The sequence below is a fragment of the Mesorhizobium sp. P171375 genome (genome assembly GCF_057786075.1).
In genome coordinates, this window is the sequence record NZ_JBYNWF010000001.1 from 5,360,005 (window position 1) to 5,385,348 (window position 25,344).

A 25,344-nucleotide genomic window follows, 5' to 3' on the forward strand; every position below is an offset into this window, starting at 1 on the left:
AGTGAGCTGTGCGCGCATATCGGGAAGTTGGGAGGGCCGGAGGCAGGAAGCAGGGCCTCAGGCCGAGGCGCTAATAAAGCGGGTCGGCAATGATCGCGAAAGCTCAATACGGCCTGGAGCGAAACTAAAGAAGTAGTCGCGCGTTGGAGGCGGATAACGCTATTTCGTCTCTGAGTATGGTTTAGGTCAGAGTGGTCAAGCCAACGTCGCATAAGGCAATCAATGGGTCGAGCGCCAGTCAAGCGAAGTCGCCCGCTCGTGGCGAGGTCACGTTAGCGCCGCCCGCTTTCCGGCCGGTCCAGCTCGCAACGCTCGTGGACACGGTCCCTGCCGGCGATCATTGGATCCATGAGATGAAGTACGACGGCTATCGTATTCTCGTTGCCGTGGGCGGTGGCGAGGCGCGAGCCTACACACGATCTGGTCTGGACTGGTCTAGCCGTTTTCCCTCGATCCTCTCCGAGGCTCGCAAGCTCAAGGTGCGCTCCGCCCTGATTGACGGCGAGGCCGTGGTTGTCGACGCGGAAGGAAGATCTAACTTCCAGGCGCTTCAGAATGCATTGAAGGGTGCCCCGGCGACAATCGACTTTTATGCGTTCGATCTGCTGCAGCTCGACGGCGAAGATCTGACAAGGCTTCCTCTTCTTGAGCGCAAGGCGAAGCTGGAGGCGATCTTGCCTGCGAAAAATCCGGTCCTGCGTTACTCCGACCATATCCTCGGCCGCGGAGAAGAGCTGCTCGATCGCTTCTGCGCAGCCGGCCTTGAGGGCGTCATCTCAAAGCTCGCGGATTCGAGTTATGTGGCGGCCCGCGGCGCAAGCTGGCTGAAGATCAAATGCATCAGGCGGCAGGAATTTGTGATTGTCGGCTGGACGCCGTCCGACAAGGTCCGCGCGTTTCGGTCCTTGATCCTTGGCGTTCATGACGGCGGCAAGCTGCGTTACGCCGGTAAAGTCGGCACCGGCTTCGATACCGCCGAACTTCTTCGCCTCTTGAAGATCATGGCGCCGCTTGAGCAGAAGGCCGCAACCGTCGACGCACCACGCGCCGAAGTGCGCGGCGCACACTGGCTCCGTCCGAAACTGGTCGCTGAGATTGCCTTCACCGAAATGACAAATGAAGGGACGTTACGACATCCGAGCTATCTTGGTCTTCGCGAAGACAAGAAGGCGGAGGCGGTCGTGCTCGAGACGGAACGTCATGCAGCCGATCTCGCCGCATCTGCGACAACCGCCATCGCGATAAGTAACCGTGACCGCGTCATCTATCCGGAGTCCAGCATCACCAAGGGACAGCTCGCCGACCATTATGCAGCGGTCGCGGCGATCATGCTGCCTTGGGTTGGCAGCCGCCCGATCAGTCTGGTTCGATGCCCACAGGGCCGCGCGAAGAAGTGCTTCTTCCAAAAACACGACGCCGGCAGCTTTGGCGACAAAGTCCACCACGTCGGCATCACGGAGAAAGACGGGCACGAGGAACCATATCTCTATATCGACGATGCCGACGGACTGATGACTTGCGTGCAGATGGGAACGATTGAGCTGCACGGATGGGGGGCTCGGATCGAGGATGTCGAAAAGGCCGACCGCCTCGTGTTCGACCTCGACCCTGATGAAGGCCTCGATTTTGAGGCCGTCCGCGCCGCTGCCTTTCAGTTCCGCGCTATCCTTAAATCGCTGGGGCTTACGACTTTCCCGATGCTGACGGGAGGCAAAGGAGTGCACGTCATCGCGCCCCTCACCCCTGGCGCCGAGTGGCCAGAGGTGAAGGACTTCGCGTCTCGCCTGGCGCAGGCGGTTGCCCAGAGCGATCCGGCCCATTTCACGGCCGTTTTGTCAAAGGCGCGCCGCAAGGGTCGCATCTTTGTGGACTATCTACGCAATCAGCGCGGGGCGACCGCGATCATGCCCTACAGCGCAAGATCACGTCCGGGCGCCCCTGTCGCGGCACCGATCACGTGGGCGGAGATGAAGACAATAGATGCGCCCTCTCATTTCCACGTCGGCGATGCTCCTGAATTGAAGAAACGCGCAGCCTCCAAAGCTCTGACGGGATGGGGTCGCGCTGACCAATCCTTGCCCAATTTGTAGCTTCCGACGCGGGAAGAGGAGTAAAGCGAGCTCTTCAAAGGGCAACGCGGCGCTGTTGATCTTGCCTGCTTGGAACCTGCGGAGATCGGCTTCGTTTGGCTGAAGCCATGGCAAAAATCGATCCGAGGACTGTCGCCAGCCTTTTGAGGGAATACGCGCTACGGGCGTCTATGCGCGGCGACAATCCCTATCGCACAAAGGCATACTTGCGCGCGGCAGACAGTCTGATGGCGCTGTCGCAACCGCTTGATCGGATCATTGCCGCCGGCGCCCTCACCAGGATCCCGGGGATCGGTGACGCGATCGCAGACATCGTGACCAAACTTTACCAAACCGGCACGCACCCAAGCCTTGAGAAGCTGCGCGAGGATGTTCCAGCGGACGTGATGGAGCTGTTTGCCATACCCGGGCTTCGTCCCGATAAGATACTGAAGCTTCATCAGGCGCTCGGCGTGAACTCGCTTGCGGAGCTTGAGGCCGCAGCAAGAGAAGACCGCATACGCCCAGTCAAAGGCCTCGGCGCCGCGCTTCAGACAAAGCTCCTGCAGAACCTCGCCATCGTGCGCAGCGGCGAAACGCAACTTCACCTGCACAAGGCCGCCGCTCTTCTCGAACATGCCGTCATATCGGTGAAGCAAGAACATCCAGAGTTTTCGCGCGTCGAAATTGCAGGCGACTTCCGGCGCGGTTGCGAGCTCGTTTCCGATTTCGCCCTGGTAGCGCAGGGCAGAAAGTCGGTTGGAATTGAGGATACAACCCTCAGGCTTGTCGTCTCGGACAGGAAGCACTTTGGCGCGAGCCTGCTCGAAGCGACCGGTTCGGCAGATCACCTTGAGCAACTAAAGACGTTCGCGGCCAAGAAGGGTTTCAGTCTAAACGCCGACGGGCTTCATCGCGGGAGAAAGCTGATCGCGTCAGCGACAGAAGAAGAAATCTACCAAGCGCTAGGCTTACAGTTCATCGAGCCTGAATTGCGCGAAGGCAGGGGCGAGATTGAGCGAGCGGCAAAGCAGAAGCTACCCGCCCTCGTCCGGGATGAAGATCTGCATGGCATCCTGCATTCTCACACGACCGCATCGGATGGCACCGAAACGCTTGAGGCAATGGCTGAAGCTACCCGCATGCGCGGTTTCGACTACTATGGTGTCGCCGATCATTCGCAGTCCGCTCACTACGCAGGCGGCCTTTCGCTGCAGGAGATTGCTGAACAGCACCGCGAAGCTGACCGGCTGAACAAGGCATACAATGGAAAATTTCGCATTTTGAAGGGCATCGAGGCGGACATCCTGGCGGATGGTTCGCTCGATTACCCGAATGATATCTTGGAGCAGTTCGATTTCGTCGTCGCGAGCGTGCACAGCCGCTTCAAGTTGCCAAAGAAGGAACAGACGGAGCGTATCATTGAGGCGGTCGGAAATCCTCGGACGACAATCATCGGGCACATGACCGGTCGCCAGCTGTTGCGCCGGCCCGGTTATGATCTCGACGTCGACAAAGTCCTCAAAGCGTGTGCGAAACATGGCGTCGCTGTCGAAATCAACGCACATCCTTGGCGCCTCGACCTCGATTGGCGCTGGCATCAAACGGCACTTGATCAGGGCTGCATCTTCAGCATCAATCCGGACGCTCATTCGATCCGCGAGCTCGACCACATGCATTGGGGTGTCGAGATGGCGCGCAAGGGCGGTGTCCCAGCGAAGCGGGTCCTGAACGCGATGCGTTTGGCGGCCCTCCTTGCGCATCTCGCACGGCGCAGGCGAACGTCCTAAACTGCCTGTGCGCCCGGCCTATTAGTGCAGGAGTCCGTCCTTCTCAAAATCTTCCCAGCCGCGCAAATTGGCGTGCGAGTTCTCGGGGCCATAGCCAGCTGAAGCCGCGGTTCCGCGACCGCTTCTTTGAGCGCGTTTCATAGCGGCCTTCCCCGCGGCTCGCCTCCTATTCTCTGCAGCTGTCGCTGCGTCCTGTTCGCGCCAGACCGTGGCCAGGTCGCGGTCAAGCACATCCTCGACGTGCTGCGGGTCGAACACGTGAAAGGTGATGTTCCTCGCCCGCCCGCGCAGTTTCACCGTTTTCGTCCCGGCGCTCTGCAAACGACCATCTTTCAGCCAGCGGTGCCGTTCGGCCGCCGAGATCGTCAGAATGTCCTCGATTTCACGGGGGATTACGGGCAGGTCTTCGATATTCTGCAGTGCTTTGGATACGATCCCGAGTGCCACCTGCACATCAGTCTCGGCGCCCTCAGACAGGCGCAGGGTAAGCACGCGGGACTCGATATGGAGCAGTTTCCTGAACTCCGCTGGAAGGCGGGCGCGTATTTCGAGAAAAATACCCCTCGCTCTGACGGACGATCCAAGCGTTGCAGCCGGGGTTAAAGGCCACTCTCCAATCAGCTTCGCTGTTGCATTGATTTTTCGGCGCGTGGACATGTCGCTTTTATATAGGTCACCGATTGTCGGCAGCGATGAGCCGATCGCAAAGCCAACATGAGTTCTGATCCGCCAGCGGTCTCAACACGATGCCCTAAAGGCGCAACCACGATTGTTAGCGGGGCCGCTTGCAACCCCGGCTAGCAGGAAGCGGCAGCGGTCATCTCAAGTGCCTTGCCGCCTGGCAGGGACATTCAGGTGATGCAGAGCTCGGTCTCGAGCCCGCAATCGCTGACGCACCTGTCCGAGCAAAGACGCCAGTCTTCACTCCTGACCGAACGGAACATTGCGGCACACGTTCAATCCTTCCGCATGGATGGTATTCAACACGGTACCGGGGAGGCTTGTTTGCCATCGCGATCTGCACGGCGGCCATTACTTCCCGGCATTCTAGCCGATCATCATGAAGCCGAGATCATGTCGTTTGGCCTGTTTGATCTGCTGGTTTGTCTAAGCCATCATAGCCGCGCAGCACGAAAACAACAACAACTTGAGCATGTTAGAACAGGGGAAAAACGTACAACGACCTGCATTGGGAAACAATCGGAAAGGTCGTCTGACAAATTCCTAATCTGTAGGTCACAGGTTCGATTCCTGTCGGGATCACCAATAGTTTCAACACTTACTGGATTGACGCCGTACTTTTTTGCCAATTGGTACGACGTTTTTGCACGAACGTTGGCGACAATCGGCAGCCTGATATGGACGGCGAGGGGTGAATCCAGTTCAACTCAGTACGGCGCCTCGACCTTACCCATCGCAACATAGACCGTCTTCAATTCCGAATAGTGATTGATCGCGGCCATCGAATTCTCCCGCCCGAAACCCGATTGCTTCACACCGCCGAACGGAATTTCCACTGGGCAGAGGTTATAAGTGTTGATCCACACAATCCCGGCCTCGAGTTGGTCGACCACGCGATGGGCCCGCGCCATGTCGTTGGTGAACACGCCGCCGGAAAGGCCGAACTCAGTGCCGTTGGCACGCTCGATCACCTCTTCTTCATGATCGAAATCGAGTACGCACATCACCGGCCCGAAGATTTCCTCGCGTGCGATGGTCATGCAGTCGGTCACGTCGGCAAAGACGGTGGGCTGGATATAGCAACCTTCGGCGGAAACCGAGTTCGGGATCGAGCCGCCGGTCATCAGCGTCGCACCCTCGGCCTTGCCCTTCTCGACGTAGCTCAGAATTTTCTGCTGCTGGGCGCGGTTAATCACCGGGCCCATCTGGGTCGCATAATCCGCCGGGTCGCCAATCGTGATCGCCTCGGTGCGTGCCTTGAGCCGCTTGAGGAACTCGCCCTTCACGCCCCTCTGGACGAAGACGCGGGTGCCGTTGGAGCAGACCTGGCCGGTCGAATAGAAATTGCCGAGCATGGCGCCACCCACTGCGCTATCGATGTCGGCGTCATCAAAGACGATCAGCGGCGACTTGCCGCCGAGTTCCATGGTGACACTTTTGAGGCTGCCCGCAGCGGATCCCGCCACCTTGCGGCCTGTCGGCACCGAGCCGGTCAGCGAAACCTTATTGACATGGGGGTGGTTGACCAGCTGCGGGCCAGTCGAGCGGTCGCCCTGGACTACATTATAGAGGCCCTTGGGCAGGCCCGCTTCGACTAAGATCTCGGCGATCTTCAATGCACCGAGCGGCGTGTTTTCCGACGGCTTGAACACCATGGCATTGCCGCAGATCAGCGCCGGCGCGCCCTTCCAGCAAGCGATCTGCTGGGGATAGTTCCAGGCGCCTATGCCGACGCAAACGCCAAGCGGGACGCGTTTCGTGTAAGCCCAGTCGGCGCCGAGGGGAATATGCTCGCCATTGAGCGCCGCACCGGCCACGCCGCCGAAGAATTCGAAGGCATCGGCGCCCGAGGTCGGGTCGGCGACGATGGTTTCCTGGATCGGCTTGCCGTAGAAACGCAGGCAGAACAGACGGTCTAGATGGTGGGAGGGCGGCAGCGCTCTATAGCGCTACCATCATCAACCACACCAATCTCATGGGCCTATGCATCCTGTTCGCCCCGAAAATCGCGGCCTGAGGTCGCCGCGTCATCCTCGATCCGACTTCGATGGCATTTTTCCACAAGAGGGTTTGCGACGAAATGGGTACGATTTCTTGTGCTTCCGTAGTGCTTCCGCGCATAAAGAGCGAGAACACTCCCCAAAACTACCTTCGACTAACTATCTGATATTTATGTTTAAAGTGGCGCACCCGACAGGATTCGAACCTGTGACCTCTGCCTTCGGAGCGTAGCGGTCCGGCCTCTATCCCACATGAATGGCGATTGCTTTGCTGGCATTGAAATCTTCATCACGGAAGAATTCGATCGACGCCTGGTTCTGCTCCGACGATTTGCGGCGTGGCCTGTTCTTAGGCCGCAACATCTTCTTTGTGCGATCGGTCCGATCGAAGTCTTCCCACAAGCAACTGGCCGCAGCATCCTTCCTGTTCGCGAGTAGGCCAGCGGCCGCTCGTCAAATTTCGCGGACTGCAACGATGCCTAATCTGGGGAACGATCCCTCTCGGAAAGACGATGGGCCTACCGACGCGGCGATATACGAACGTCGCGGCGCTTACCGTTGCAGAAATCGCGTTGAAAACGATGGTCGCCTTGCCCCCGATGTCGCTCGGCCGGCCGACATTGGCGTTCAATCAGATGCCCGTGGCCAAGCTGACGACTGCTGGGGAGGTCTGGAACGCAGTCGTGCAGAAGCCATGTTTCTCCCACGGGTCGAAAGGGCCCTCGCATATGTTGCCCATTTGATCGAGACACGGCCCGAAGGCGAAAGCTATTGGCCGATTTTCGAGCGCCTGGAGCGCGAGCGGGAGCAACTGGCCTCCCGAGCTGATCGCCTGCGTGCAGCCAAGGCACGGATGTAACCTGCCAGCCTATGCAAGGATCGAAGGATCGAAGGGCAGTACGATCTTCTTGAGCTGGTCACGCCGCCATTCCAACGATCCGCCGTCCCCGTATTGCGGCCGGTCATTGGCATGCCCCATCAGCCGGCACCTCAAATCATAATCCAGCCCTGCTTCCTGCATGCGCTTTTCAAACGCATGGCGGATCGAATACACGCTGTGGCCCTCAGAAGGCAGCAGCTTTGCCGCTCTGAGGCCCTTCATCAGGGTCGCCGACAGGTTGGTCTCTTTGTCACTGTAGCGCGGGAACCCCTTTGGCGCGCGTTTCATGGCCTCCAACGAAACGCCAAGAAGAGGAATTTCGCGAATGCTCAATTCCGTCTTGATCAGGCGATCCGGCTGAAACCGAATGGCGAGGTGGGGGACTGCGTGGTTGAGCCTGATATTTTCTGGTCTCAGATTGCATATCTCGGAGGGCCGACAGCCGGTCTCGATCAAGGCGAGGAAAATGAGACGGGCATCGTCATTGAGACGGCCGAACGCACCGGGTACAAGGAATTTGGTCCGGATCCAGTCGGCTTCGAACGGAGGAACCACACGCCGGTCGCTTTTGCGGTTGCGAAACGACAACCCGTCAAAAGGGTTCCTGATATCGAGCGCCAGCCAGTTCGCGTAGGTTTTGAATAGTTTCCGCATATTACCGAAACTACGGTTGGCGGTGTTCGATGACATGCGCTTGCCGCCCTTGGAGCCCTTCATGCGGTCGAGCCAGAATTCGTAATATTTCTGGGCGTCGGCCCGGGTAATATCAAGAAGCGGCTTGTTGTCGACAACCGATATGAAACTTTCCGCCGCGTATCTCTTCACCTTTTTCCAGGACGCGAACTGGTATTCGCTCATGCCCCGCGCCTCGTCGGCGGCCATGGTGTCGAAATAATACTCCGCGGCCTCCCGGACTGTGAGCGCCGGCTTCTCGTGCGCGCCGAGAAGCGCGGGCGCCTCGCGCCCGCCTGACCCTTTCGCTTTCTCGACGCGATGCAGGATCTCGTCCAGCGGACGGGTAGCGGCCAGGGTCGCCGATGACAGATATTCGAAACCAAGAGCTAGAGCACGGGTTCTGGCGGCATTGTAGGCGGCAACGACCAATTCGGCCTGCTGTCCGTCGGCGAGCCCCGACCAGTAGAGATCATCCGCCTTCTCGAAGGCGTCGCGCTTGATGCGGGCGACTTCATGGGATGTGGTTTTCAGTGAAATCTGGATTGTTCGACGCGGATCGAAGCTGGAAACATGGGCCGGGACACGCCGGACATAATGCCATCTCTTGGCGCGTTTTTTTAGATGCCGATCGGGATCCGGGACATTTGAGGAGAATGGTATTTTCCTTGCCACGTCCAGCCCCCCGCATGATTGCCGTGATGCAATATGCAGTGCGATTTGTAGTGCGATTTTGGCCATTTTGTCAATAGAAAATGCGGCCAAGCCGCCTGTTTCATATTACAATCAGCAACTTAGCGGCTGAGAGAATGGTGCGGTCGAGAAGACTCGAACTTCCACGGGTTGCCCCACAGCGACCTCAACGCTGCGCGTCTACCAATTCCGCCACGACCGCCCGTGGTAGGAGCCGGAACGAACCGGCTCGCGGCGTGTAGCAAATCGTTTCCGGCGAAACAAGGGCGCGGCGCGCAATAATCGCCGGGAATTGGCATAACGGTCGGGAAGGCCGAAGTGCGTGGCGAACTGGACGTTTCAGCCAATTGCCGCCATATGAAAGGGCAAATGCATCCCGCCCCAGGCCCGAAGCGGTTTTGGAAGCCGGCGTGCATTAAGCGAAAAACGAAAAGCCATGACAGAACGCAGCCAGATCGCCACGTCGTTCCTGCCCTTGCCCGGCTCAGCACCGGTCGAATGGCGCATCGAGCCCGGCCTGACCAGCTACACCGATGCGCTTGCCCTGATGGAAGCACGTGCCGAGGCGATCCGCACCGGTGCCGCCGCCGAGCTGGTCTGGCTGGTCGAGCACCCGCCGCTTTACACCGCCGGCACCAGCGCCCGTATCGAAGACCTGATCGACCCCGACCGTTTCCCGGTCTTCGCGGCCGGACGCGGCGGCGAATACACCTATCATGGGCCGGGCCAGCGGGTCGCCTACGTCATGCTCGACCTGAAGCGCCGGCGCGAGGACGTGCGCGCCTTCGTCGCCGCGCTCGAACAATGGATCATCGGCACGCTTGCCGCCTTCAACGTGCGCGGCGAACGCCGCGAGGACCGCGTCGGCGTCTGGGTGGTGCGGCCCGATCGTCCCTCCCTGCCCGACGGCTCGCCGGCCGACGACAAGATCGCGGCCATCGGCATCCGGCTACGGCGCTGGGTGAGCTTTCATGGCATTGCCGTCAATGTCGAGCCGGATCTCGGCCATTTCAGCGGCATCGTGCCCTGCGGCGTGCCGGACCACGGCGTCACCAGCCTTGTCGATCTCGGCCTGCCCGTGACCATGGCCGATTTCGACCTGGCGCTGAAATCCGCCTTCGAGGATGTTTTTGGGGCAGCCGAGGCTATTTCTGCCGAACCAGCGCGCAAGGCCGGCTGAAATCGCTCGATCAAACGCTCAGAGGAGCTTTGCCGAGGCCCACAACAGCCCGTAACCATGAATGGCGAAGACGGCCAATAGCGCGCCGGCCATGGCGAAACGGTCGAAGGTGCGGATCGGCTTCAGTTCGTGGCGCGGCTTTACCCCGCTGCCCACGGTCAGCAGGCTGAGAATGGCAAAGACCGCGCCTGCCACCAGCAGAAAGCCTTGGGAAAAACCAGCGAACCAGCCCACCGCCAGCAAAGCCGAAAGCAAAGAGAACGAAGCCAGCGCCAGCGCGATCGGGCCTGGGCAGATCTGGCGCAGCACCTGGCCGCCGTCGAATTTCCACACCGGCACCAGATTGGCGATGTTGAACAGCGCGGCAAAGCCGGCGAGCGTCGCCAGAAGGGCGGCGGCCAGCCGATGCCCCTCGCTAGACGCGAAGCCGCTGGTGACGATCAGCAGCGGCACCAGGAAAGCGGAAAAGCCGGCGCCCATCAGCGCCACGAAGGCGACCTCGAAGCGGCTGTCATAGGGCCGCCCGCCAATGGCGATGCCGCCGAGCAGCGGGATGAAGATCATCCGCGCCTTGCTATGCCCGGTGAGCCGGAAAGCCGCCATATGGCCGAGCTCGTGCAGGGCGACCACCGAGGTCAGGATCGCGGCCAGCGCAAAGCCACCGGGATTGAGCCCGAAGAACGGCCACAGAATGAAGGTCGACAGAATGGCGAAGCCTACCTGGCTCAGCGGATGCTCGAACCAGCCGCCTTTGCGATACTGCCCGGTTTTTGCCCAGTGCTGCAGCTTGCCAAGCTCGCGGCGCATGGCGAAGTAGCGGAACACCAGGAAGGCGACACCGCGATAGCGGTCTGTCTGGCTGAGCGTGACACGCGTGCCCGCGCCTTCCGAGACGAGTTCGGTGGTCTCGTAAAAATCCTTCCAGAACGAAGCGTCGAGCGCGGTATCCTCGATGACGCGCATCGAAAACCGACTGCCCTCGACGACGTCTTCGAAGCGCGACCTGCGCTCGATCGGCTGGCCGTCGCGGCCTTCCCAGGACAGCATGATGCGGGTCGTGCCCTGCCCGTCCAACGGCTCTGCCGACAGGATCTCGCCTGACCAGCCGGCGTCGCTGCCGTGCGGCCACAGCGCCTGCCAGAGGCGCTGCCGGTCCATGGCAACTACGCGGCTGAGCCTCACCGTGCGCAAACCGAGCGGCGCGGTCATCAAAAGGAAAATCAGTCCGAGATTACCGGCCACGAGAAGGGCCGTCACGATCGGCGACACTTGGGCGTTTGCTCCCTGTCTTGACAGGGCACCCTAGCGTCATGGCGGCAAGAAAGGCTTAACAACACAACGCCCTCCTGCCCGCCTCAAAACACTGCGGCGAACCGCAGACTGATCACATGGCGCCGATCCAGACGGCCATGGAAACGAGAAACGCACTCATGCACACCAACGAAACGACGTCCTGAACAAGATCGCTCATAACTCTCTCCTGTTGTTGCTATGTTCGCATTTTGTTCTAATTTTGTTCGAATGTCAACGATCGGAAAGCGGCATGCCGACAAATCCTGACAGCCGGTTTGGGCAGGGTTAAGGAAAGGTTAGCAGGCGCCGACGCAGGGCCGGAAGCGCAGGAAGCCGCCGTTCGCAGGCCGGCCTCACCTGAGTATCGATGTGCCCTAAAGCGGCACCACTTTACCCTCGTGCAACGTCACCCGCCGATCCATGCGCGAGGCCAGTTCGTGATTGTGGGTGGCGATCAGCGCGGCAAGGCCGGACTGCCTGACCAGCGCGCCCAGCGCCTCGAAGACATAGGAGGCGGTGACAGGGTCGAGATTGCCGGTCGGCTCGTCGGCCAAAAGCAGCAATGGCGCATTGGCGACGGCACGGGCAATGGCGACGCGCTGCTGCTCGCCGCCCGACAATTCGGACGGCCGGTGCGACGCGCGCTTGCCGATCTGCATGTAGTCGAGCAGCTGTGCCGCCCGCTCCGACGCTTCCTTGCGCGAGAGCCCCTTGATCAGCTGCGGCATCATGATGTTTTCGAGTGCCGAAAATTCCGGCAGCAAATGGTGAAACTGATAGACGAAGCCGACATCGTTGCGGCGGATCGCGGTGCGTTCGTCATCGGACAGCCGTCCGCAGGCGCGGCCGGCCAAAATGACGTCGCCGGCGTCGGGGCGCTCGAGCAGGCCCGCAGTGTGCAAGAGCGTCGACTTGCCGGTGCCCGATGGCGCCACCAGCGCCACCATCTCGCCGCGCTTCAGCGAAAAGTCGGCGCCGTTCAAAATGGTGAGCTTGCGCGGCCCCTGGACATAGTGCCGCTCGACGCTCTTCAGCTCGATAATGATCTCGGACTTCATTCGTATCTCAAGGCCTCGACCGGATCGAGACGGGCGGCCCGCCACGCCGGAAACACGGTGGCCAGGAAGGACAGACCGAGCGCCATCAGGATGACGTAGGCGGTCTCGCGCGGGTCCATCTTTGCCGGCAACTGGCTGAGGAAATAGAGCTCCGGATTGAACAACACCTTGCCGGTCATCCACGAGAAGAACTGGCGGATGGATTCGATGTTGGTGCAGATGAGCACCCCGAGCAGCACGCCGGCCAGCGTGCCGGTGACGCCGATCGCAGCGCCCGTCATCAGGAAGATGCGCAGGATGGCGGCGCGCGAGGCGCCCATCGTCCGCAGGATGGCGATGTCGTGGCCCTTGTCCTTCACCAGCATGATCAGGCCGGAGATGATGTTGAGCGCCGCCACCAGCACGATCAGCGTCAGGATCATGAACATGACGTTGCGCTCGACCTGAAGTGCTGAAAAGAACGTCTCGTTGCGCTGGCGCCAGTCGACCATGTCGATTGGCCGCTGCGCCGCCGCATCGACCAGCGGTTTCAGCGCGTCCACATCGTCGGGATTGTCGACATAGATCTCGATCGTCTGCGCCCTGCCGTCCATGTTGAAATAGAGCTGCGCTTCGGAAAACGGCATGTAGACGATGGAGCTGTCATACTCCGACATGCCGACCTCGAAGATCGCCGCCACCTTGTAGCCCTTCATCCGCGGCGTCGTGCCCATCGGCGTCACATCGCCTTCCGGCGAGATCAGCGTGATGGTGTCGCCGAGCACGAGGCCGAGATTCTCGGCCATGCGCTTGCCGATGGCGACGCCCTCGCCCGAGTCGAAATCGGCGAGCGAACCCTGCTTGACGTTGTTGGCGACGATGGCGATCTTGCCGAGGTCTTCGGCGCGTATGCCGCGCACCAGCGCGCCCATGCCGCCGCCGACATCGCCTTGCGCCAGCACCTGGCCGTCGATCAGCGGAATGGCGTATTTGACGCCGGCCACGCCGTTGATGCGGGCGGCAACCTGCGCGTAGTCCTCCAGCGGCGAATCCAGCGGCTGCACGATCAGATGACCGTTGACGCCGAGGATGCGGGTCAGAAGCTCAGCCCGGAATCCGTTCATCACCGCCATGACGACGATCAGCGTGGCGACACCGAGCATGATGCCGAGGAAGGAGATCGAGGCGATGACCGAGATCACCGTCTCCTTGCGGCGCGACCGCAGATAGCGCCAGGCGACCATGCGTTCGAACATGGAGAACGGGCCAGCGACCGGAGATTTGGCGATCGGCGACTTGGCGACCGAAGGCTTCGTTGCCGCGGCTTCGCTCATGCGATTGCACCGAAGCGTTTCTTGGCCTCCGCGACCGGCAGCGTCTCGCGCTCGCCAGTCCGGCGGTTCTTGATCTCGATCTCGCCGGCGGCAACGCCGCGCGGTCCGACGATCACCTGCCAGGGCAGGCCGATCAGATCGGCGGTGGCAAACTTGCCGCCCGGACGCTGGTCAGTGTCGTCGTAGAGCACGTCCTTGCCGGCGCCGGTGAAGGCGGAATAGAGCTCGCCGCAGACGCGGTCGCAGTCGGCGTCGCCCACCTTCATGTTGATCAGGCCGATGTCGAACGGCGCCACCGCCTCCGGCCAGATGATGCCGTTGTCGTCATGGCTGGCCTCGATGATCGCCGCCACCAGGCGCGATGGGCCGATGCCGTAGGAGCCGCCGGAGACGAAATGATCCTTGCCGTCGGGCCCGGTCACCTTGGCGCCCATCGGCTTCGAATATTTGTCTCCGAAATGGAAGATGTGGCCGACCTCGATGCCGCGCGCCGAGACCCGGTCCGCTTCGCCGAGCTTGTCCCAGGCCGCCTCGTCATGCATCTCGTCGGTGGCGGCATAGGGCGTCGTCCATGTCTTGACGATGTCGGCGATCTCGCCGTCATTGGCAAAGTCGGTGTTTTCGCCGGGCACCTGGAGCGACAGATACTCGCGGTCGCAGTAGACCTGGCTCTCGCCGGTGTCGGCCAGGATGATGAATTCATGGCTGAGGTCGCCGCCGATCGGCCCTGTGTCGGCCCGCATCGGGATCGCCTGCAGGCCCATGCGCGTGAAGGTCCGCAGATACGAGACGAACATCCTGTTATAGGCCGCCTTGGCGCCCTCGAAATCGAGGTCGAAGGAATAGGCGTCTTTCATCAGGAATTCGCGCGAGCGCATGACGCCGAAGCGCGGCCGCACCTCGTCGCGGAACTTCCATTGGATGTGGTAGAGGTTGAGCGGCAAATCCTTGTAGGACTTGACGTAGGCGCGCACGATCTCGGTAACCACTTCCTCATTGGTCGGACCGTAGAGCATGTCGCGGTCTTGCCGGTCCTTGATGCGCAGCATCTCCTTGCCGTAGTCGTCATAGCGGCCGCTTTCGCGCCACAGGTCGGCTGACTGGATGGTCGGCATCAGGATTTCCAGTGCGCCTGCGCGGTTCTGTTCCTCGCGGATGATGCGGCAGACCTTGTCCAGCACCAGCTTGCCGAGCGGCAGCCAGGAAAAGCTGCCCTGCCCCTGCTGGCGGATCATGCCGGCACGCAGCATCAGCCGGTGCGAGACGATCTCGGCCTCACGCGGATTTTCTTTCAGGATGGGCAGGAAAAACTGCGACAAACGCATGGACAGGTCCGTGAGAGAGGAGGCTGCACCGGAATCGGCGCGGCTGGCTTGCTTGCCCCGGCTTCATAGCTATTTCGTGACGGAATGGAAACCCGACCCGCGGCATCGGCCCGAAATCGCAAAAATCGATTCTTCTTCCAAAGACCTTCGAACCGAAAACGATAATTGGTCAGGTGCAAAGTGATGGCTTGGCTGCAAAGTGCTGACACACGCCTTGCGCACCTGAGCGACGCAGCACACCTGGCCACATTAATGCGGCAGCCCCGGTGTTGTTCGTTTCGCAAGCAAAGCCTGCCGCACTATTGTGCACTGCAGCACAGATTGCCCGTTTGCGGGCAAAATTCTGCGTGACAATTTCATCAGGGTTAGGCTAGTGTGCCCCGATAACCGAGAGGGCGGAGAAAAATCTGCTCTCCTACGCGGTCAAAGTCTTGGGAGGATGCGATCTAGGCGCGGTTACCCGCTGCCGCCGGAAACCGGAAAACAGATCGGAACGCGTTTAAATTGCAAGGCCTTGTGCCTTGCATTTTTTTTGCGCAATCATCTGGTTAGATCTACACATTCCCAAATCACATGAGCTTGCGCCGGCGTGATCTCGCCGCGATTCCATCAGGATTGGCTATTCTTGCGCGCAGAGTTGCTAACCTCAGCCCGAGTGCGCCGAAACTGGACTTCCATGATCCGAAAATAGGCACAAACAGCAGCATGCCGCCCGCCCGATTTTGTCGGCGGGAAAGGTTTTAGTTAGCCGGTGCCTGGCTGGCTTCGGGGATGATGTGCGGGACTTCGTCGAGGCTGTAACCCAGCCCGTGCGTCAGGCCGTAGAAAATGCCCATGACGACAGCCGTGACGATGGTGGTGCGGATCACGGCGCGCAGCATATGCGGCCCGCGCGGGGCGCTGGGAACCGTGCCCAGCGTCACGTCGTGATCGTCATCCTGCGTGCGCACGCTGAACGGCAGCACCATGAACAGCATCAGCCACCATGTGATGAAGAACAGCGCGGCAAACGAAATCCAGCTCATGCCTGCTCCAGTTCGACCAGCGTGCCGAAGAAATCCTTGGGGTGCAGGAACAGCACCGGCTTGCCGTGGGCGCCGGTTTTGGGATTGCCGTCGCCCAGCACGCGTGCGCCGCTCGCCTTGAGATGATCGCGCGCGGCAAGAATATCGTCGACCTCATAGCAGACATGATGCATGCCGCCCGAGGGGTTCTTCGCCAGGAAAGCCGCGATCGGCGAGCCGTCGCCCAGCGGCTCCAGCAGTTCGATCTTGGTGTTGCCGACATCGACGAACACCACCGTCACGCCGTGCTCCGGCAGCGCCTGCGGCGCGGTGACCCGGGCGCCCAGCGTGTCGCGATAGGCGGTGATCGCCGCGGTCAGATCCGGCACGGCAAGCGCGACATGGTTCAGGCGTCCCAGCATGAAACCTCCAGCTTCGATGCTGGCGTCTTACGTCAAATCGGCCAATATCAATAGTCTTTGCCGAGGCGCGCAAGGTCGCACTTGGGTGAACCGCCGCCCTGTTCCAATCGATATCGGCGAAGTACAAACGGCAATGCCCGATGCCCGCTCCCGCGTTTTCAGCTTCGATCTTGGCTCGTTCAGGGTTGCCGCCCTGCTCGACGCCGTCGATGCCAGAGACAATCTCGCGGCTGCCTTCGCCCCTGGACAATCGCCGGGCGCGGTGCGGGAACTCGCCATGTCGAACTCCGTTGATCCCGATCGATACGAGCATTGCTTCATCCCGACGCTGATCGACACCGGTGCCGAAAAGATCCTGTTCGACACCGGATTCGGCGACGAGGACAGTTCGTTGCTGCAATGCCTGCAAGACCTTGGGCTCCAGCCCGGCGACATCGATTTGGTGGTCATCACGCATGGCCACCCCGACCACATCGGGGGCCTCGTCCACAACGGCGAAGCCGTCTTCAGCCGGGCGCGCTACGTGTTCGGTGCGGCAGAATTCGTCTTCTGGACCGAGGCCGATACGGTGCGCGAAGCCAGGCTGAGCAATCGCGCCCTGTTCCTGCGTGTCTGCGCCGGCCTTGCCGACCGCGCGACATTCGTAGCGCCCGGAGACGAGGTCGTGCCCGGCATCACCGCCATCGACGCCGCCGGCCATTCGCCGGGACTGCTGGCGTTCCACGTCGAAAGCGACGGACAGCAATTGCTCGTCTGGTCGGACGCCTTCCTGCACTCTGTCGTGTCGATCCAGCGCCCTGAGTGGCATGCCGACCTCGACGACGAGAAGGAGCAGGCCGTCGAGACCCGCAAGCGCCTGTTGAAAATGGCCGCCGACCACCGGCTGCTTGTCGCCGGCTATCACATGCCATTTCCGGGTCTCGGGCACATCGAGCAGGTGGACGGGACGTTTCGCTGGCTTCCCGCCACCAGCTGAACTCCAGCGGTTGGCTTCGCCCGAGAGCAATTCCAGGAAAAGTGTGTGCGGTTTTCCCGGAAAAAGCGCGTAGCGCTTTCCCTTGGGAATTGCGTCAAAACAAAGAGATAGAGCGGTTCGCCGTTTCCGTGAAACGGTGAAACGCTCTAACGCGTGACAAACACCGTCACCAGCGGCTTCTTGCCCCAGGCTTCGTTGGCGGCGCCGCGCACGGCGCGACGCACCGCTTCCTGCACCAGATCGAGATCCTTGCGGCGTTGGCGCGGGATAGAGTCCACCGCGCCGACGGCCGCGTCGAGCATCAGATCTTCCATGTTCTCGCCACGGGCATCCGCTTCGGCGACGCCGATGGCGACCAGATCGGGATCGCCGGCAAGCTCGTATTTGTCGTCGAGCACGACATTGACCGCGACATGGCCTGCGAACGACAATTTGCGCCGGTCGCGTATGCCCATCGCTTGGTCGGTGCCAATCAGCCTGCCATCCTTGTAGATGCGGCCGAACGGCACCTGGTCGATGATGGTTGCCGGACCGGGAGCGAGCCGCAGCATGTCACCGTCGCGCACCTGCGCCACCTGGCCGATACCGGAGGTCGACATCAGCGACCCCTGCGCCACCAGATGCGCGGCTTCGCCATGCACGGGAACGCCGATTTGCGGCCGCACCCACTCATACATCTTGCGCAATTCGCTGCGGCGCGGATGGCCGGAGACATGCACCAGCGCGTCGCCGTCCTCGATGATCTTGATGCCGAGGTCGATCAGGCGGTTCTTGATCTCGAGGATCGCCTTCTCATTGCCGGGAATGGTGCGCGAGGAAAACACCACGGTGTCGCCTGCCGTCAGAGACACCGATTTCATCTCTTCGCGCGAGAGTTTGGCCAGTGCAGCCAGCGGCTCGCCCTGGCTGCCGGTGCAGATGATGACCAGGTTTTCGCGCGGGATGAAACCGAAATCCTCCTCGGCGATGAATTCCGGCAACCCGTCCATGTAGCCGAGTTCACCGGCGACATCGATGACGCGCTTCAGCGAGCGTCCGAGCACCAGGCACTGCCGGCCGGCATCGCGCGCCGCCTTGGCGATCGAGACGATGCGCCCGACATTGGAGGAGAAGGTGGTGACCGCCACGCGGCCGACGGCACTCTGGATGACGCCCCGGAGACCCTCGCCAACCGCCACTTCCGACGGCGATTCGCCTTCCCTGAGCGCATTGGTCGAATCGCAGACCAGCGCCAGCACGCCCTTGTCTCCGTAGGCGCGGAAGCGCGCTTCGTCGGTTTTGGGACCGATCGTCGGTTCCGGATCGATCTTCCAGTCGCCGGTATGGATGACCGTGCCGGCCGGCGAGGTAATCGCCAGCGACATCGGCTCGGGGATCGAATGCGCCACCGGAATGGCCTCGATCTCGAACGGACCGACGGTGAACTTTTCGCCTGCCCGGTAGATCGTCACCGGGATCTTCGGCGCGCCCTGTTCGCCCTGGCGCTTGGCGTCCAGCAGGCCGGCGCTGAACGGCGTCATCCACACCGGCGCCTTCAGCTTCGGCCAGGTATCGAGCAGCGCGCCATAATGGTCTTCATGCGCGTGGGTGATGATGATGCCACGCAGATTAGCGAGGTTCTCCTCGATAAAACGCGTATCGGGCAGGATCAGGTCGACGCCCGGATGCGCCGCGTCGGGAAAGGTCACGCCGACATCGACGACGATCCATTCGCGCGCACTGGGCGGGCCGTAGCCGTAAAGGGCGAAGTTCATGCCGATCTCGCCGACGCCGCCGAGCGGCACGAAGACGAGTTCGGCGTTTTGCGCTTTCGCCATCAATTTTCCCTTCCCGGCCCTTGCGGCCAGCCCCTTAAGCAATTCCAGGAAAAGTGTGTAACGGTTTTCCCACAGGAATTGCGCACAACAATCAGACTCTTGCCGACGCGACCGCGCCGAAATGCACGTCGCCGGCGGCTACCGTCACAACCGACCCCTCGTCATCGCGGATCACGAAACGGCAGTCCGCGTCAATGGTCTCGAAGGTACCGCGCACCACATTCCCGTCAATCCTGACAGCAACCTCGCCGCCAAGCCCCGCTGCGCGCGCCAGCCAGCGCCGCCGGATGGCGTCGAGCCCACGTCCTTCATCCCACAGCCTGGCATTGTCGGTCCACGCATCCGACAGCGCCAAAAACAGCGTTTCGGCATCGCATGTCGCGCCAAGCGCCTGCAGCGATGTCGCCGGATACGGCATATCCTCGGGATATGTCACCACATTGACGCCGATGCCGACCGCCACCGCGAAGCGGCCGCCGTCGAGAATGGCCGATTCCAGCAGGATCCCGGCAAGCTTGGCGCCGGAGGCCAGCACATCGTTCGGCCATTTCAACTCGAAACGGTTCTTGCCGTCGCTTCCGCCGTCGAGGCCGATAGCGATCCTGCCCTTCGGCACGACGGCATCGAGCGCGTCCGCCAGCGACAGGCCGGCGACGAAACCGAGCGTCGCCGCTAGACGCAACTCACCGCCGGTGATGACGAGCAAAGTCGCGGCCAGATTGCCTTCGGGCGATACCCAGGCTCGACCCCGCCGGCCGCGCCCGCTTTCCTGCTTTTTGGAAACGACCCACAATTTGCCGCGGTCGCCTGCCCTTGCATGGTCCAGCGCCACCGTGTTGGTGGAGCCGATACTGTCATGGGCCTCGAGCCGGAACCCTTCCGTCTCAGAGGTTGGAGCCAGCCGAAATGCCATCCCGCTCAGAAAAATGTCTTGGCGGCGGCTTCGGCGTAGGTCGCGATCGGACCGCCGATCAGCACATAGAACAGCACGAAAGCGCCGGAGACGCCGAGCACGAGGCGCAGTTCACTGGCCATCGGCACGAAGCCGCCCGCCGGTTCGTCGAACCACATGATCTTGATGATGCGCAGATAGTAATAGGCGCCTACGACCGAAGCCAGCACGCCGATGATCGCCAGCGCGTAAAGATTGGCGTTGATGGCGGCGAGGAAGACGTACCACTTCCCCCAGAAGCCGGCGAGCGGCGGGATGCCGGCCAGCGAGAACATCAATATGGTCAGGATCGTCGCCATGATCGGGTTGGTCGACGAGAGACCGGCGAGATCGCTGATCTGCTCGACATTGCCTTCCTTGCGCCGCATGGCGAGGATGAAGGCGAAGGTGCCGAGCGTCATCACCAGATAGATCAGCATGTAGATCGCGACGCCGCGCACACCGGCCTCGCTGTTGGCCGCAAGACCGACCAGCGCATAGCCCATATGGCCGATCGAGGAGTACGCCATCAGTCGCTTGATGTTGGTCTGGCCGATGGCGGCAAAGGCGCCGAGCGCCATCGAGGCGATCGAGATGAAGACGACGATCTGCTGCCAGTCGGAAGCGATCGGCTTGAAGGCGCCCATGGTGACGCGCACGATCAGCGCCATCGCCGCCATCTTGGGGGCTGCCGCCAGGAAGGCGGTGACCGGCGTCGGTGCGCCCTCATAAACATCCGGCGTCCACATATGGAACGGCACCGCCGAGATCTTGAAGGCGAGGCCGGCCAGCACGAAGACCAGGCCGACGACGAGGCCAAGCTGGCGTTCGCCGCTGCCAAGTGCGGAGGCAATTTCCTGGAAGCCGACATTGCCGGTGTAGCCGTAGACCAGGCTGATGCCGTAGAGCAGCATGCCCGATGACAGCGCGCCGAGCACGAAGTACTTCAGGCCGGCTTCGGTCGAGCGCAGATTGTCGCGGTTGATCGCCGCCAGCACGTAGATCGCCAGCGATTGCAGTTCGAGGCCGAGATAGAGCCCGATCATGCCGTTGGCCGAGATCATCAGCATCATGCCGAGCGTGCAGAGCAGGATCAGCACCGGGTATTCGAACTTGTCGAAATGCTCCTGCTTGGCAAAGCGCATCGACATCACCAGCGTCACTGCCGAACCGACGAGCGACAGCACCTTCATGAAGCGGGAAAAGGGATCCTGGATGAAGGCGTTGCCATAGGCTGCGCCCTGCCCCGTGGAAAAGACCAGCCACATGCCTGATATCACCAGCACGGCGACGGCAAGGCCGGTCACCATGTTGACGGCGTTGGCACGCGAATAGGCGCCGACCATCAACAGCGCCAGCGCGCCGATGGCAAGGATCAGCTCCGGCGTCGAGAGCGAAAGGCTGGAGTAAAGGTCCGGCGTCATGGTTCGCAAAACCTCTGGTCAGTTCGCCGCCGCGGTCTGCGCGGCGCCGATGGATGCGGTGACATTGGTGACGAGCGCCTTGACCGACTGGGCCGTGGCATCGAAGACGGGAGCGGGATAGACGCCGAAGAAGATGACCAGCACGACCAGCGGGTAGATGATCGCCTTCTCGCGCGTCGAGAGATCAAGCAGGCCCTTCAGGCTTTCCTTGGTCAGCGCGCCGAAGATCACCCGGCGGTAGAGCCAGAGCGCGTAGGCCGCCGACAGGATAACGCCGGTGGCGGCGAAGAACGCCACCCAGGTGTTGACCTTGAACACGCCGAGCATGGTCAGGAATTCGCCGACGAAGCCTGAGGTGCCGGGCAGGCCGACATTGGCCATGGTGAAGACCATGAACACGGTGGCGTATTTCGGCATGTTGTTGACCAGACCGCCATAGGCGTCGATCTCGCGTGTGTGCATGCGGTCGTAGATGACGCCGACGCACAGGAACAGCGCGCCCGAGACCAGGCCGTGGCTGAGCATCTGGAAGATCGCGCCCTGCACGCCTTCCTGGTTCATGGCGAAGATGCCCATGGTGACGAAGCCCATATGGGCGACCGAGGAATAGGCGATCAGCTTCTTCATATCCTCCTGCATCAGCGCCACCAGCGACGTGTAGATGATGGCGACGACCGACAGCGTGAACACCAGCGGCGCAAACATTTCCGACGCCAGCGGGAACATCGGCAGCGAGAAGCGCAGGAAGCCGTATCCGCCCATTTTGAGCAGGATGGCGGCCAGGATCACCGAGCCCGCCGTCGGCGCCTCGACGTGCGCGTCAGGCAGCCAGGTGTGCACCGGCCACATCGGCATCTTCACGGCGAAAGAAGCGAAGAAGGCGAGCCATAGCCATGTCTGCATACTGGCCGGGAAATTGTGGGTCAAAAGCGTCGGGATATCGGTGGTGCCGGACTGGAAGAACATCGCCATGATGGCGAGCAGCATCAGCACCGAGCCGGCTAGCGTATAGAGGAAGAACTTGAACGAGGCATAGACGCGGCGCTTGCCGCCCCAGACGCCGATGATGATGAACATCGGGATCAGGCCGGCTTCGAAGAAGACGTAGAACAGCACGATGTCGAGCGCGCAGAACACGCCGATCATCAGCGTTTCCAGGAGCAGGAAGGCGATCATGTAGGCCTTGACGCGCTTGTCGATCGCTTCCCACGACGCCAGGATGCAGAGCGGCATCAGGAACGTCGTCAGGATGACGAACAACATCGAAATGCCGTCGACGCCCATATGGTATGAAATGCCGGAATCCAGCCAGGCAAACTTCTCAACGAACTGGAAGCCGGCCTGCGAATTGTCGAAGCCGGTCCAGATGAACAGCGAGATGATGAAGGTAGCCGCCGTCGTTGTGAACGCGATGGCGCGGATGTTGCGGCGTGCGTTTTCGCTGTCGTCCCGGATGAACAGGATCAGCAGCACACCAACCAGCGGCAGGAAGGTGACCAGCGAGAGGATTGGCCAGGCGGTCATCAGAGCATCATCCAGGTGACGAGTGCGGCCACGCCGATCAGCATGGCGAAGGCATAGTGATAGAGGTAGCCGGTCTGCAGCTTGACGACGCGGTTGGTGACGTCGACGACGCGCGCCGAAACGCCGTCCGGCCCGAGCCCGTCAATGATGGTGCCGTCGCCGGTCTTCCACAGGAACCTGCCCAGCGCCTTGGCCGGCCGCACGAACAGGACGTCGTAGAGCTCGTCGAAATACCACTTGTTGAGCAGGAAGGCATAGAGCAGGCGATGGTTGGCGGCGACACTCCGGGGAAGTTCCGGCGAGCGTATGTAGAACTTCCAGGCGACGGCAAAGCCGATGATCATGGCGACGAACGGTGCCAGCTCGACCCACAGCGGCAATTCGTGGATATCATGCAGGATGTGGTTGTCCGGCAGCGTGAACAGCGACGCCTTCCAGAACTCGGCATAGCCCTCGCCGATGAAGGCACCATGGAAGATGATGCCGGCAAACAGCGCGCCCGCGGCCAGGATGAACAGCGGCACCAGCATCACCGGCGGCGATTCATGGACGTGGTGCATGACGTCGTGGCTCGCCCGCGGCTCCCCGTGGAAGGTCATGAAGATCAGCCGCCAGGAGTAGAACGAGGTGAAGCAGGCGGCGATGACCAGCAGGATGAAGGCGAGGCCGGCGACCGAATTGTGCCCGGCAAAGGCAGCCTCGATGATGGCGTCCTTGGAGAAGAAGCCCGCGGTGCCGATAACGGTCACCGGAATGCCCACGCCGGTCAGCGCCAGCGTGCCGATCACCATCATCCAGTAGGTCTTGGGAATCAGCTTCCGCAGGCCACCCATCTTGCGCATGTCCTGCTCGTCGGAGACGGCATGGATGACTGAGCCCGAACCGAGGAACAGCAGCGCCTTGAAGAAGGCGTGCGTGAACAGATGGAAGATGGCGGCGCCATAGGCGCCGACGCCGAGCGCGACGAACATGTAGCCGAGCTGCGAGCAGGTCGAATAGGCGATGACGCGCTTGATGTCGTTCTGCACCAGGCCAACGGTCGCCGCGAAGAAGGCGGTGAAGGCGCCGATGAAGGTGACCACCGTCAGCGCCGAATGCGATAGCTCGAACAGCGGCGACAGCCGCGCCAGCATGAACACGCCGGCCGTGACCATGGTGGCGGCATGGATGAGGGCGGAGACCGGCGTCGGGCCTTCCATGGCGTCCGGCAGCCAGGTGTGCAGCGGCACCTGCGCCGACTTGCCCATGGCGCCCATGAACAGCAGCAGACAGACGATGGTCATGGCCGCGTGCTTGTCGAGCGCGTAACCAAGGAAGGTGAGAACGGCAGCACCGTGCTCAGCGCCTTCAGCCGGAATGAACGTCGCGGCATTGGCGAAGATGGTGCCGAGATTGACCGAGCCGAACAAAACGAAGACGCCGAAAATGCCCAGCGCGAAGCCGAAATCGCCAACGCGGTTGACGACGAAGGCCTTGATGGCCGCGGCATTGGCCGACGGCTTCTTGTACCAGAAACCGATCAGCAGGTAGGAAGCGAGACCGACGCCTTCCCAACCGAAGAACATCTGCACCAGATTGTCGGCCGTCACCAGCATCAGCATGGCGAAGGTGAACAGCGACAGATAGGCAAAGAAGCGAGGCCGGTTCGGGTCGTGGTGCATGTAGCCGATCGAATAGATGTGAACCAGCGCCGACACGGTGTTGACCACCACCAGCATGACCACCGTCAGCGTGTCGATCCTGAGCGCCCAGGAGGCGTCCAGCCCGCCCGACTGGATCCAGCGCAGCACCGGCACGGTGAACACCTCGCCCTCGCCGAAGCCGACGGAGAAGAAGGCGACCCAGGACAGCACGGCCGAGATCACCAGGAAGCCCGAGGTGATGTATTCCGATGCCTTGGCGCCGAGCGAATTGCCGAACAGGCCGACAATCAGGAAGCCCAGCAGCGGAAGGAAGACGATCGCTTGATACATAACTGCCTCGTCAACCCTTCATCTGGTTCACGTCTTCGACCGCGATCGAGCCGCGGTTGCGGAAGAAGACGACAAGAATGGCAAGACCTATGGCCGCTTCAGCGGCCGCGACCGTCAGCACGAACAGCGCAAACACCTGTCCGACGAGATCGCCGAGTGCGGCCGAGAAGGCGACGAAATTGATGTTGACGGCCAAAAGGATCAACTCGATCGACATCAGAATGACGATGATGTTGCGGCGGTTCAGGAAGATGCCGAACACGCCGAGCGTGAACAGGATCGCCGATACGGTGAGGTAATGTGCGATGCCGACGACCAT

19 protein-coding genes, 1 tRNA gene and 1 pseudogene are annotated in these 25,344 nt (G+C 61.4%); 5 read left to right on the forward strand and 16 right to left on the reverse strand.

Features of this window, described 5'->3' with window-relative positions; all coding sequences use genetic code 11:
• Positions 1-191: 191 nt before the first annotated feature.
• Positions 192-2,090 carry a DNA ligase D gene (gene ligD / locus ACYHH6_RS26210; RefSeq protein ID WP_352584126.1) on the forward strand — a complete coding sequence of 633 codons (1,899 nt, stop codon included), beginning with the start codon at positions 192-194 and terminating at the stop codon, positions 2,088-2,090.
• 107 nt (positions 2,091-2,197) lie between these two features.
• Positions 2,198-3,859, forward strand: a complete 1,662-nt coding sequence (locus ACYHH6_RS26215) for a DNA polymerase/3'-5' exonuclease PolX (RefSeq protein WP_352584348.1) — start codon at positions 2,198-2,200, stop codon at positions 3,857-3,859.
• A 21-nt stretch (positions 3,860-3,880) separates the two neighbouring features.
• Here the strand turns inward: ACYHH6_RS26215 and ACYHH6_RS26220 are convergent, their stop codons facing one another.
• Positions 3,881-4,516, reverse strand: a complete 636-nt coding sequence (locus ACYHH6_RS26220) for a hypothetical protein (RefSeq protein ID WP_352584124.1) — start codon at positions 4,514-4,516, stop codon at positions 3,881-3,883.
• 731 nt (positions 4,517-5,247) lie between these two features.
• Positions 5,248-6,429: pseudogene (gene betB, locus ACYHH6_RS26225) on the reverse strand (betaine-aldehyde dehydrogenase); the annotation flags it as partial.
• Positions 6,430-6,808: 379 nt separating this feature from the next.
• Between betB and ACYHH6_RS26230 the strand changes: the two are divergent.
• Positions 6,809-7,399 carry a hypothetical protein gene (locus tag ACYHH6_RS26230; protein ID WP_352584122.1) on the forward strand — a complete coding sequence of 197 codons (591 nt, stop codon included), beginning with the start codon at positions 6,809-6,811 and terminating at the stop codon, positions 7,397-7,399.
• Positions 7,400-7,408: 9 nt separating this feature from the next.
• Here the strand turns inward: ACYHH6_RS26230 and ACYHH6_RS26235 are convergent, their stop codons facing one another.
• Together ACYHH6_RS26235 and ACYHH6_RS26240 are read right to left on the reverse strand one after the other, a co-directional pair.
• On the reverse strand, positions 7,409-8,857 hold the full coding sequence (locus tag ACYHH6_RS26235) for a site-specific integrase (protein WP_488500486.1): 1,449 nt from the start codon (positions 8,855-8,857) through the stop codon (positions 7,409-7,411).
• 45 nt (positions 8,858-8,902) lie between these two features.
• A tRNA-Leu gene (locus tag ACYHH6_RS26240) sits at positions 8,903-8,987 on the reverse strand.
• A gap of 234 nt (positions 8,988-9,221) precedes the next feature.
• On the opposite strand from ACYHH6_RS26240, the gene lipB reads away from it, so the two are divergent.
• On the forward strand, positions 9,222-9,965 hold the full coding sequence (gene lipB / locus ACYHH6_RS26245; protein ID WP_352584118.1) for a lipoyl(octanoyl) transferase LipB: 744 nt from the start codon (positions 9,222-9,224) through the stop codon (positions 9,963-9,965).
• An 18-nt stretch (positions 9,966-9,983) separates the two neighbouring features.
• Here lipB and ACYHH6_RS26250 read toward each other — a convergent pair whose 3' ends face one another.
• The 6 genes from ACYHH6_RS26250 to mce all read right to left on the reverse strand — a co-directional run bounded on the left by ACYHH6_RS26250 (position 9,984) and on the right by mce (position 16,380).
• Positions 9,984-11,234 carry a site-2 protease family protein gene (locus tag ACYHH6_RS26250; protein ID WP_352584116.1) on the reverse strand — a complete coding sequence of 417 codons (1,251 nt, stop codon included), beginning with the start codon at positions 11,232-11,234 and terminating at the stop codon, positions 9,984-9,986.
• A 398-nt stretch (positions 11,235-11,632) separates the two neighbouring features.
• Entirely contained in the window at positions 11,633-12,316 is a 684-nt protein-coding gene (locus ACYHH6_RS26255) for an ABC transporter ATP-binding protein (protein ID WP_112565145.1), read from the reverse strand.
• Positions 12,313-13,629, reverse strand: coding sequence for a lipoprotein-releasing ABC transporter permease subunit (locus ACYHH6_RS26260; RefSeq protein ID WP_352584114.1), 1,317 nt, complete (start codon positions 13,627-13,629; stop codon positions 12,313-12,315). Before ACYHH6_RS26260 ends, ACYHH6_RS26255 begins: the two co-directional genes overlap by 4 nt.
• Positions 13,626-14,954 carry a proline--tRNA ligase gene (proS, locus tag ACYHH6_RS26265; protein ID WP_352584112.1) on the reverse strand — a complete coding sequence of 443 codons (1,329 nt, stop codon included), beginning with the start codon at positions 14,952-14,954 and terminating at the stop codon, positions 13,626-13,628. Before proS ends, ACYHH6_RS26260 begins: the two co-directional genes overlap by 4 nt.
• Positions 14,955-15,694: 740 nt before the next feature.
• A complete protein-coding gene (locus ACYHH6_RS26270) occupies positions 15,695-15,979 on the reverse strand; it encodes a DUF1467 family protein (RefSeq protein ID WP_352584110.1) in 285 nt (94 codons plus the stop codon).
• Positions 15,976-16,380 (reverse strand): methylmalonyl-CoA epimerase, encoded by a 405-nt coding sequence (gene mce / locus ACYHH6_RS26275; RefSeq protein WP_352584108.1) that lies wholly within the window; start codon positions 16,378-16,380, stop codon positions 15,976-15,978. Before mce ends, ACYHH6_RS26270 begins: the two co-directional genes overlap by 4 nt.
• Before the next feature lie 133 nt (positions 16,381-16,513).
• Here mce and ACYHH6_RS26280 point away from each other — a divergent pair, with 133 nt between their 5' ends.
• Entirely contained in the window at positions 16,514-17,356 is an 843-nt protein-coding gene (locus ACYHH6_RS26280; RefSeq protein ID WP_352584107.1) for an MBL fold metallo-hydrolase, read from the forward strand.
• A gap of 146 nt (positions 17,357-17,502) precedes the next feature.
• Here the strand turns inward: ACYHH6_RS26280 and ACYHH6_RS26285 are convergent, their stop codons facing one another.
• The 6 genes from ACYHH6_RS26285 to nuoK form a co-directional block, all read right to left on the reverse strand.
• Positions 17,503-19,173 carry a ribonuclease J gene (locus ACYHH6_RS26285; protein ID WP_352584105.1) on the reverse strand — a complete coding sequence of 557 codons (1,671 nt, stop codon included), beginning with the start codon at positions 19,171-19,173 and terminating at the stop codon, positions 17,503-17,505.
• Positions 19,174-19,264: 91 nt separating this feature from the next.
• A complete protein-coding gene (locus ACYHH6_RS26290; RefSeq protein WP_352584103.1) occupies positions 19,265-20,086 on the reverse strand; it encodes a biotin--[acetyl-CoA-carboxylase] ligase in 822 nt (273 codons plus the stop codon).
• Positions 20,087-20,091: 5 nt separating this feature from the next.
• Positions 20,092-21,528, reverse strand: a complete 1,437-nt coding sequence (nuoN, locus tag ACYHH6_RS26295; RefSeq protein ID WP_352584102.1) for an NADH-quinone oxidoreductase subunit NuoN — start codon at positions 21,526-21,528, stop codon at positions 20,092-20,094.
• An 18-nt stretch (positions 21,529-21,546) separates the two neighbouring features.
• Positions 21,547-23,052: an NADH-quinone oxidoreductase subunit M gene (locus tag ACYHH6_RS26300; RefSeq protein WP_352584100.1), complete on the reverse strand. Its 1,506-nt coding sequence runs from the start codon at positions 23,050-23,052 to the stop codon at positions 21,547-21,549.
• Positions 23,052-25,025 carry an NADH-quinone oxidoreductase subunit L gene (gene nuoL / locus ACYHH6_RS26305; RefSeq protein ID WP_352584098.1) on the reverse strand — a complete coding sequence of 658 codons (1,974 nt, stop codon included), beginning with the start codon at positions 25,023-25,025 and terminating at the stop codon, positions 23,052-23,054. Before nuoL ends, ACYHH6_RS26300 begins: the two co-directional genes overlap by 1 nt.
• 10 nt (positions 25,026-25,035) lie before the next feature.
• A complete protein-coding gene (gene nuoK / locus ACYHH6_RS26310) occupies positions 25,036-25,344 on the reverse strand; it encodes an NADH-quinone oxidoreductase subunit NuoK (RefSeq protein ID WP_023670810.1) in 309 nt (102 codons plus the stop codon).

What these genes read in the sequence shown, in the direction of transcription:
- ACYHH6_RS26280 (WP_352584107.1), top strand. Translation starts at nt 16,514, where the DNA reads ATGCCCGATGCCCGCTCCCGCGTTTTCAGCTTCGATCTTGGCTCGTTC.
- nuoN (WP_352584102.1), bottom strand. Translation starts at nt 21,528, where the DNA reads ATGACGCCGGACCTTTACTCCAGCCTTTCGCTCTCGACGCCGGAGCTG.
- proS (WP_352584112.1), bottom strand. Translation starts at nt 14,954, where the DNA reads ATGCGTTTGTCGCAGTTTTTCCTGCCCATCCTGAAAGAAAATCCGCGT.
- ACYHH6_RS26290 (WP_352584103.1), bottom strand. Translation starts at nt 20,086, where the DNA reads ATGGCATTTCGGCTGGCTCCAACCTCTGAGACGGAAGGGTTCCGGCTC.
- ACYHH6_RS26300 (WP_352584100.1), bottom strand. Translation starts at nt 23,052, where the DNA reads ATGACCGCCTGGCCAATCCTCTCGCTGGTCACCTTCCTGCCGCTGGTT.
- ACYHH6_RS26285 (WP_352584105.1), bottom strand. Translation starts at nt 19,173, where the DNA reads ATGGCGAAAGCGCAAAACGCCGAACTCGTCTTCGTGCCGCTCGGCGGC.
- ACYHH6_RS26220 (WP_352584124.1), bottom strand. Translation starts at nt 4,516, where the DNA reads ATGTCCACGCGCCGAAAAATCAATGCAACAGCGAAGCTGATTGGAGAG.
- mce (WP_352584108.1), bottom strand. Translation starts at nt 16,380, where the DNA reads ATGCTGGGACGCCTGAACCATGTCGCGCTTGCCGTGCCGGATCTGACC.
- ACYHH6_RS26260 (WP_352584114.1), bottom strand. Translation starts at nt 13,629, where the DNA reads ATGAGCGAAGCCGCGGCAACGAAGCCTTCGGTCGCCAAGTCGCCGATC.
- nuoL (WP_352584098.1), bottom strand. Translation starts at nt 25,025, where the DNA reads ATGTATCAAGCGATCGTCTTCCTTCCGCTGCTGGGCTTCCTGATTGTC.
- ACYHH6_RS26215 (WP_352584348.1), top strand. Translation starts at nt 2,198, where the DNA reads ATGGCAAAAATCGATCCGAGGACTGTCGCCAGCCTTTTGAGGGAATAC.
- lipB (WP_352584118.1), top strand. Translation starts at nt 9,222, where the DNA reads ATGACAGAACGCAGCCAGATCGCCACGTCGTTCCTGCCCTTGCCCGGC.
- ACYHH6_RS26270 (WP_352584110.1), bottom strand. Translation starts at nt 15,979, where the DNA reads ATGAGCTGGATTTCGTTTGCCGCGCTGTTCTTCATCACATGGTGGCTG.
- ACYHH6_RS26255 (WP_112565145.1), bottom strand. Translation starts at nt 12,316, where the DNA reads ATGAAGTCCGAGATCATTATCGAGCTGAAGAGCGTCGAGCGGCACTAT.
- nuoK (WP_023670810.1), bottom strand. Translation starts at nt 25,344, where the DNA reads ATGGTCGTCGGCATCGCACATTACCTCACCGTATCGGCGATCCTGTTC.